The 6894-nt window shown below is 71.0% G+C and carries 6 protein-coding genes; 4 read left to right on the forward strand and 2 right to left on the reverse strand.

Features of this window, described 5'->3' with window-relative positions; translation table 11 throughout:
* The first annotated feature begins 61 nt into the window (after positions 1–61).
* Together purF and purM are read left to right on the forward strand one after the other, a co-directional pair.
* The gene (purF, locus tag ABD353_RS16740; RefSeq protein ID WP_344624400.1) at positions 62–1639 is read left to right on the forward strand and encodes an amidophosphoribosyltransferase; all 1578 of its coding nucleotides are present in this window, start codon (positions 62–64) and stop codon (positions 1637–1639) included.
* 121 nt (positions 1640–1760) lie between these two features.
* Entirely contained in the window at positions 1761–2846 is a 1086-nt protein-coding gene (gene purM, locus ABD353_RS16745) for a phosphoribosylformylglycinamidine cyclo-ligase (protein WP_344624401.1), read from the forward strand.
* A 135-nt stretch (positions 2847–2981) separates the two neighbouring features.
* Here the strand turns inward: purM and ABD353_RS16750 are convergent, their stop codons facing one another.
* Together ABD353_RS16750 and ABD353_RS16755 are read right to left on the reverse strand one after the other, a co-directional pair.
* Positions 2982–3227 carry a DUF3073 domain-containing protein gene (locus ABD353_RS16750; RefSeq protein WP_263104251.1) on the reverse strand — a complete coding sequence of 82 codons (246 nt, stop codon included), beginning with the start codon at positions 3225–3227 and terminating at the stop codon, positions 2982–2984.
* 379 nt (positions 3228–3606) lie between these two features.
* Positions 3607–4782: a Glu/Leu/Phe/Val dehydrogenase dimerization domain-containing protein gene (locus ABD353_RS16755; protein WP_425555173.1), complete on the reverse strand. Its 1176-nt coding sequence runs from the start codon at positions 4780–4782 to the stop codon at positions 3607–3609.
* A gap of 162 nt (positions 4783–4944) precedes the next feature.
* On the opposite strand from ABD353_RS16755, the gene ABD353_RS16760 reads away from it, so the two are divergent.
* A complete protein-coding gene (locus tag ABD353_RS16760) occupies positions 4945–5868 on the forward strand; it encodes a DUF8083 family protein (RefSeq protein WP_344624402.1) in 924 nt (307 codons plus the stop codon).
* A 511-nt stretch (positions 5869–6379) separates the two neighbouring features.
* Positions 6380–6586, forward strand: a complete 207-nt coding sequence (gene bldC / locus ABD353_RS16765) for a developmental transcriptional regulator BldC (protein ID WP_014137253.1) — start codon at positions 6380–6382, stop codon at positions 6584–6586.
* Positions 6587–6894: the final 308 nt, after the last annotated feature.

The raw sequence follows: 6894 nt of genomic DNA on the forward strand, positions 1-6894 counted from the left end.
GCCAATAATCCGCGGCTCCCCTGTTCGGGAAGGCGTACGGAACTGTCCTAGACTCGAAGACGTGCCACGTGGTGACGGACGACTCAACCACGATCTTCTTCCCGGCGAGAAAGGCCCCCAGGACGCTTGCGGCGTCTTCGGTGTCTGGGCTCCCGGCGAGGAGGTCGCCAAGCTCACGTACTTCGGCCTCTATGCCCTGCAGCACCGCGGTCAGGAATCCGCGGGCATCGCAGTGAGCAACGGCTCCCAGATTCTCGTCTTCAAGGACATGGGACTCGTCTCCCAGGTCTTCGACGAGACCTCCCTGGGGTCGTTGCACGGGCACATCGCCGTCGGACATGCCCGCTACTCGACAACAGGTTCGTCGGTCTGGGAGAACGCCCAGCCGACCTTCCGGGCGACCGTTCACGGGTCGCTGGCCCTCGGCCACAACGGAAACCTGGTGAACACCGCCGAACTGGCGGCGATGGTCGCCGAGCTGCCCGGCGAGGAGCACGTCTCCCGCTCCGGGCGAACGGCCGCGACCAACGACACCGACCTGGTGACCGCGCTGCTCGCCGGCCACCCGGACCTCTCCATCGAGGAGACCGCCCGGAAGGTCCTGCCCCAGGTCAAGGGCGCCTTCTCGCTCGTCTTCATGGACGAGCACACGCTCTACGCCGCCCGCGACCCGCAGGGCATCCGCCCGCTGGTGCTCGGCCGGCTGGAGCGCGGCTGGGTGGTCGCCTCCGAGACGGCGGCCCTCGACATCGTTGGCGCCTCGTTCATCCGCGAGGTCGAGCCCGGCGAGCTCATCGCCGTCGACGAGCAGGGGATGCGCACCTCGCGCTTCGCCGAGGCCAAGCCCAAGGGCTGCGTCTTCGAGTACGTCTACCTGGCCCGCCCCGACACCACCATCGCCGGCCGCAACGTGCACCTCTCCCGCGTGGAGATGGGGCGCAAGCTGGCCGCCGAGGCGCCCGTCGAGGCCGACCTGGTGATAGCGACCCCGGAGTCCGGTACGCCGGCCGCCATCGGCTACGCCGAGGCCAGCGGCATCCCCTACGGCTCCGGCCTGGTGAAGAACGCCTACGTGGGCCGCACCTTCATCCAGCCCAGCCAGACCATCCGCCAGCTCGGCATCCGGCTCAAGCTCAACCCGCTCAAGGAGGTCATCCGGGGCAAGCGCCTGGTGGTCGTGGACGACTCCATCGTCCGCGGCAACACCCAGCGCGCCCTGGTCAAGATGCTCCGCGAGGCGGGCGCCGCCGAGGTCCACATCCGGATCTCCTCGCCGCCGGTCAAGTGGCCGTGCTTCTTCGGCATCGACTTCGCCACCCGCGCGGAGCTGATCGCCAACGGCATGACCATCGAGGAGATCGGCCGCACGCTCGGTGCCGACTCGCTGGCGTACATCTCGATCGACGGCATGATCGAGGCCACCAAGCAGCCCAAGGACAGGCTCTGCCGGGCCTGCTTCGACGGCGAGTACCCGATGGAGCTGCCGGACCCGGCCCTGCTCGGCAAGCTGCTCCTGGAGGCCGAGATCGCCGGCAGCCAGCAGCCGCCGGCCGTCCGCGGCAAGCCGACCAGCGACCTGGACGGCGTCCAGTCCCTGATCGGCGGGCACGGCGCGGCGGACGCGCTCCGTCGGCCGTAGCACGATGTACCACCCGGGGCGCGGGGCACTGCGCGGCCGGGCGCTCCACGGAGCCGCCCGGCCGACCGCGCAGACCCCGCGCCCCCACGGGTTTAACCGTTTCTGAAAGGGCCACACCAAGGTGACCAGCAACGAGGGCGGCGCGACCTACGCCGCCGCAGGTGTCGACATCGAGGCCGGCGACCGCGCCGTCGAGCTCATGAAGCAGTGGGTGAAGAAGGCGAACCGCCCCGAGGTGGTCGGTGGCCTCGGCGGCTTCGCCGGGCTCTTCGACGCCTCCGCCTTCAAGCGCTACGAGCGCCCGCTGCTGGCCACCGCCACCGACGGCGTCGGCACCAAGGTCGCCCTCGCCTCGGCCATGGACAAGCACGACACCATCGGCCACGACCTGGTCGGCATGGTCGTCGACGACCTGGTGGTCTGCGGCGCCGAGCCGCTGTTCATGACCGACTACATCTGCGTCGGCAAGGTCGTCCCGGAGCGGGTCGCCCAGATCGTCAAGGGCATCGCCGAGGGCTGCGCCCTGGCCGGCTGCGCGCTCATCGGCGGCGAGACCGCCGAGCACCCGGGCCTGCTCGGCCCGGACGAGTACGACGTCGCGGGCGCCGGCACCGGTGTCGTCGAGGCGGACGCCCTGCTCGGCGCCGAGCGCGTCCGGGCCGGCGACGTGGTCATCGCGATGGCCGCCTCGGGCCTGCACTCCAACGGCTACTCGCTGGTCCGCCACGTGCTGCTCAACCAGGCCGGCTGGAAGCTCGACCGCCAGGTCGAGGAGTTCGGCCGCACCCTCGGCGAGGAGCTGCTGGAGCCCACCCGGATCTACTCGCTGGACTGCCTGGCGCTGGCCCGCGCCACCGAGATCCACGCCTTCTCGCACGTCACCGGCGGCGGCCTGGCGGCCAACCTGGCTCGGGTGATCCCGGACGGCCTGCACGCCCGCCTGGACCGCGGCACCTGGACGCCGATGCCGGTCTTCCAGACCGTGGCCAAGGTCGGCGGCATGAAGGCGCTGGAGATCGAGAAGACCCTCAACATGGGCGTCGGCATGGTCGCCGTCGTCCCGCCGTCCTCGGTGGACGTCGTCCTCGCGCTGCTGGAGGACCGCGGCGTCGAGGCCTGGCTGCTGGGCGACGTCGTCGAGCGCACCGACGAGCACGACGGCGGCGCCGCGCTCTACAACTCCTACGAGGGCTTCACCCTCGCCTGAGCCCGTCCGGTGGGCCCGCCCGGCACGGGCGGGCCCACCGGGGCCCAGGAGGCCCCTGGAGCCCCGTTACGGCCGCGGACACGCCGAAGAGCGGCCCGGCGCTCGATGAGCGCCGGGCCGGTCTCGTGCGTGCTGTCAGGCTCGGCGGCGGGAGTGTCCGTTGTCGGCGGAGTCCTCGTCGTCCTCGTCCTCGTCGGCGTAGAGATCCGCATACGCCGCGTAGGGGTCGTCCTCGTCGTCCTCGATCGGCTCAGGCTCGATCGCGGTGGACGGAGATACGCCCAGCTCATGAGACAGACGGTTCGCGTCGAACCCGCCGCTGTTGTACTTCAGCTCGCGGGCGACCTTCGTCTGCTTGGCCTTGGCCCGGCCGCGCCCCATGGGTCGACCCCCTCAACGATGGGGCTCACGGCCCCGAGTCTGACACGTGTTCATGATCAGGAGCGGCCTGCCCGGAGTGGGAGAGCCGTCCCTTGGAGCATTAACGGTACCTGTTTCCGCCGCCGGACGGTACGTCGCGCGTGTGACGTGGCGCGCACGGCCAACCTCCGAAACCGGGTCTTTCCAGGTCACAGGAGGTTTCTCGGGCTTCTGCAGGCTGCCCGGAGCGTACCCGGGCCCGTCGTTACGGTTCCGATTATCCCTCGCCAGAGGGTTCGGTATCGCCCGATCGGGCTACGAAGTGAGAATCCGGTTCCACATTGTGATCCGGAGGGGGGCGGAGTCGCTCCGCCCCCTCCGGACCACCGCACGCGGACGATCAGGACCGGCGGGCGCCCGGGAGCAGGATCGAGCGCAGAGCACTCACCTCGCGCATCCGCTTCTCCGCGAGCCGGTCGGCGGCGACCGCCGGCGGCACGCCGTCCGCGGCGGCGCGGGTGAAGATCTCCAGGGTGGTGTCGAAGATCTTGGTCGCCTTGTTCTTGGCGCGCTCGAAGTTGAAGCCCTCGATCTCGTCGGCGACCTGGATGACGCCGCCCGAGTTCACCAGGTAGTCCGGCGCGTAGAGGATGCCGCGGTCGGCCAGGTCCTTCTCCACGCCGGCGTGCGCCAGCTGGTTGTTGGCCGCGCCGCAGACGACCGCGGTGCCGGCCGCACCGAGCACCGCGACGGTCGCGTCGTCCAGCGCGCCGCCCAGGGCGCAGGGCGCGTAGACGTCCAGGCCGGACTGCAGCAGCGCGGCGGTGTCGCCGGCGACCTCGACCTCCGGGTGGGCCGCGCGCACCCGGTTCACGGCCGCCTCGGAGACGTCCGTGACCACCACGGTGGCGCCGTCCGCGACCAGGTGGCCGACGAGGTAGTGGCCGACCTTGCCGACGCCGGCGACGCCGACCCGCTTGCCGCGCAGGGTCGGCTGGCCCCAGCGGGCCTTGGCCGAGGCGCGCATGCCCTGGAAGACGCCGAAGGCGGTCAGCACCGAGGAGTCGCCCGCGCCGCCGTACTCGGGGGAGCGGCCGGTGACGAAGCGGGTCTCGCGGGCCACCACGTCCATGTCCTGGACGTAGGTGCCCACGTCGCACGCGGTGACGTAGCGGCCCTGCAGGGACTCGACGAAGCGGCCGTACGCGCGGAGCATCGCCTCGTTCTTGTCACCGCCCTCCGCGCCGGGGGCCGGGTTGCCGATGATCACGGCCTTGCCGCCGCCGAGGTCCAGGCCGGCCAGCGCGTTCTTGTAGCTCATGCCGCGGGACAGCCGCAGCGCGTCCTCCAGCGCCTCCTCCTCGGAGTCGTACTGGTGGAAGCGGGTGCCGCCGAGCGCGGGGCCCAGCGCGGTGGAGTGGATGGCGATGATCGCCTTGAGACCGGTCGACCGGTCGTGGCAGAGGACGACCTGCTCGTGGCCGTCACCGGGGGCAGCGTCCTGCCCGGTCGCGAAGATCCTGCTGAGCACTCCTGATGCGGGGTGCGCGGCGGACGCGGTGTGTACGTCGGTCACTGTGGTGACTCCAGTATTCGTGGGCCCGCGGCGGTGGTGCGGGCGTCTGGTCGAAGCCTAGCCCCGGGGCCGTCGCACGATCTGCCCCCTGACGGTCCCATGGACATAACGACCGGAGGGCCCGGACGGCACCCTCCCCGGCGGCCCCCGGGCCGTGCGACGATGCCGGGTGTGACCGCCGTGCGCACTTCGGTGCTCCCGCCCTACGCCGCCCAGCTGCGGGTGTACGAGCCGCTGGCCGCCTATCCGGAGCCGGAGCGGTCCCGCTGGCAGGCGTACGCGGCGGAGCACGGCCCGGACGCCGACGGGGCCGCCGAACCGGTCGCCGCGGCCGCCCTGGCCGAGCAGCGGCAGGCCCTGGCGGAGCTGGCCGGACGGACCCCGGGGGCGCTGCCCGACCGGGAGAGCGGGCGGGCGCTGGTGCGGGTCGTCGACCGGGTCACCTACATCTGCCCGTGGACGACCCGGCTGCGCAGCTGGCAGGCGATGGACGAGCTCCGCGCGGCACTGCCGGCCTTCCTGCTGGACACCGTGCTGCCGCCCGCCGTCCGGGCCGAGGCGGAGGCCGACCAGGCGCGCTGGCGGACGGCGCACCCGGACGCCCGGCCGTGGATCCTCACCTCCCGCTGGGAGGTGCCGGTGCGCTGGTGCCTGCCGTTCGGCGAGGAGGACCGGCACTTCGTCCCGGCGGGGCCGGGAGGGGCGGCCGGGGACCGGCCGGTGCCGGCCTCCCTCTTCTACCTGACGCCGATGGCGCAGGCGCGCCGACGGGTGGCCCGCGGCTACCGGGCGCTGCGGACGGCGGTGCCGGGCTCGCGGAGCGGGCCCGGCGGCGAGCTGGTGCTGGGTGTGGAGCAGGTCGGCCGGTGGCTGGAGGAGTTCCACCCGCGCTCGCTGGTGGAGCTCGACTACGGGGGCCTGGTGCACCTGCTCGGTGCCGAGGGGCTGGCGGCGGAGCGCTCGGTGGCCGAGATCGAGGCCGGGATCGGCGCGCTCCGGGCCGGGGACACCGAGGCGGCGGCGCGGGCGTACGAGGCGGTGACGGCCCGTTGGCGCCGGGTGCTGGCCCTGCGGTACGCCAGCTGACACCGGGTCACCGGGGCCGGGTAGCCGGAGGTCGGACGGGGGTAAGGGAAGGAGGGACCTCCGGCCCTTCCCTCGTGGGCCGAGGTCCCGAGCCGGTCAATCCCCCAGGAACGTGACACTACTCACCGTTGACGCGAACTTACCCCTATATGCAAAAATGGGACAACCAGCCCAAGTTCAACCTGGTGTGTCCACTTCTGGGTCGATCTGACGGTGGTGCGTACTTTGTGGGGAAGCGGAGGGTCTGGTCGTCTCGTCACCGGATGTCACACAATCGTGACTGTCCGTTATGAGATGGTCCATGGCCATCCGTCTCGCTTGAACCCCTGAGGGGCCAATTTAGGCGGTTTGGCCGATGGGGCTGGACGGATGGTGTAGTTGTAGACATCAGGACAAGCCGTTCGTCCTATAACCGACTCGGTCCGTGTGTGCCATTTCGGGCATCGCGGGTCAAGGTGCAGAATTTGAAGGATAGAACCGCCCTGGTTCGGTTCTCCCGAGGAGGCCGCTCATGACCGCTCGTACCCCTGACGCTGAACCTCTGCTCACGCCGGCGGAGGTTGCCACCATGTTCCGCGTTGACCCCAAGACGGTCACTCGCTGGGCCAAGGCAGGCAAGCTCACGTCCATTCGCACGCTGGGCGGCCACCGCCGCTACCGTGAGGCCGAGGTGCGTGCCCTGCTGGCCGGGATTCCGGCTCAGCGAACCGAGGCCTGACAGGTCTCAGGGGTTTTCCCGAAGGGCCGTGTCCCCGACTCCGCCGGGTCGGGGGGACGGCCCTTCGGCATGCCGGAATCGGCCATTCCCGATGGGGCTGGTGGGGGTGGGGGGAATTACCGGGAATGCATGTGCAATTTTATATATTAAATCCCCTCCTGCTGGGAGGGGGCGCCGGGTGTCCGATCTCAAGAACGGATAAGTGACGACTGTCACGCCGCCGTTATCTTGAGGTCTAGACCTAGGCCGGTGTAGGGAGCTGACCCGCCGTCAGCGATCCGCCTGCGCGAACGCCAGAGGGGGGCGGC

This window comes from Kitasatospora arboriphila (assembly GCF_039528095.1).
Classification (GTDB): Bacteria; Actinomycetota; Actinomycetes; order Streptomycetales; family Streptomycetaceae; genus Kitasatospora; species Kitasatospora arboriphila.

Excerpts from the sequence above, each read along its gene's own strand:
- ABD353_RS16750 (WP_263104251.1), bottom strand. The coding sequence starts at position 3,227 with ATGGGGCGCGGCCGGGCCAAGGCCAAGCAGACGAAGGTCGCCCGCGAG.
- ABD353_RS16760 (WP_344624402.1), top strand. The coding sequence starts at position 4,945 with ATGCCGGGTGTGACCGCCGTGCGCACTTCGGTGCTCCCGCCCTACGCC.
- bldC (WP_014137253.1), top strand. The coding sequence starts at position 6,380 with ATGACCGCTCGTACCCCTGACGCTGAACCTCTGCTCACGCCGGCGGAG.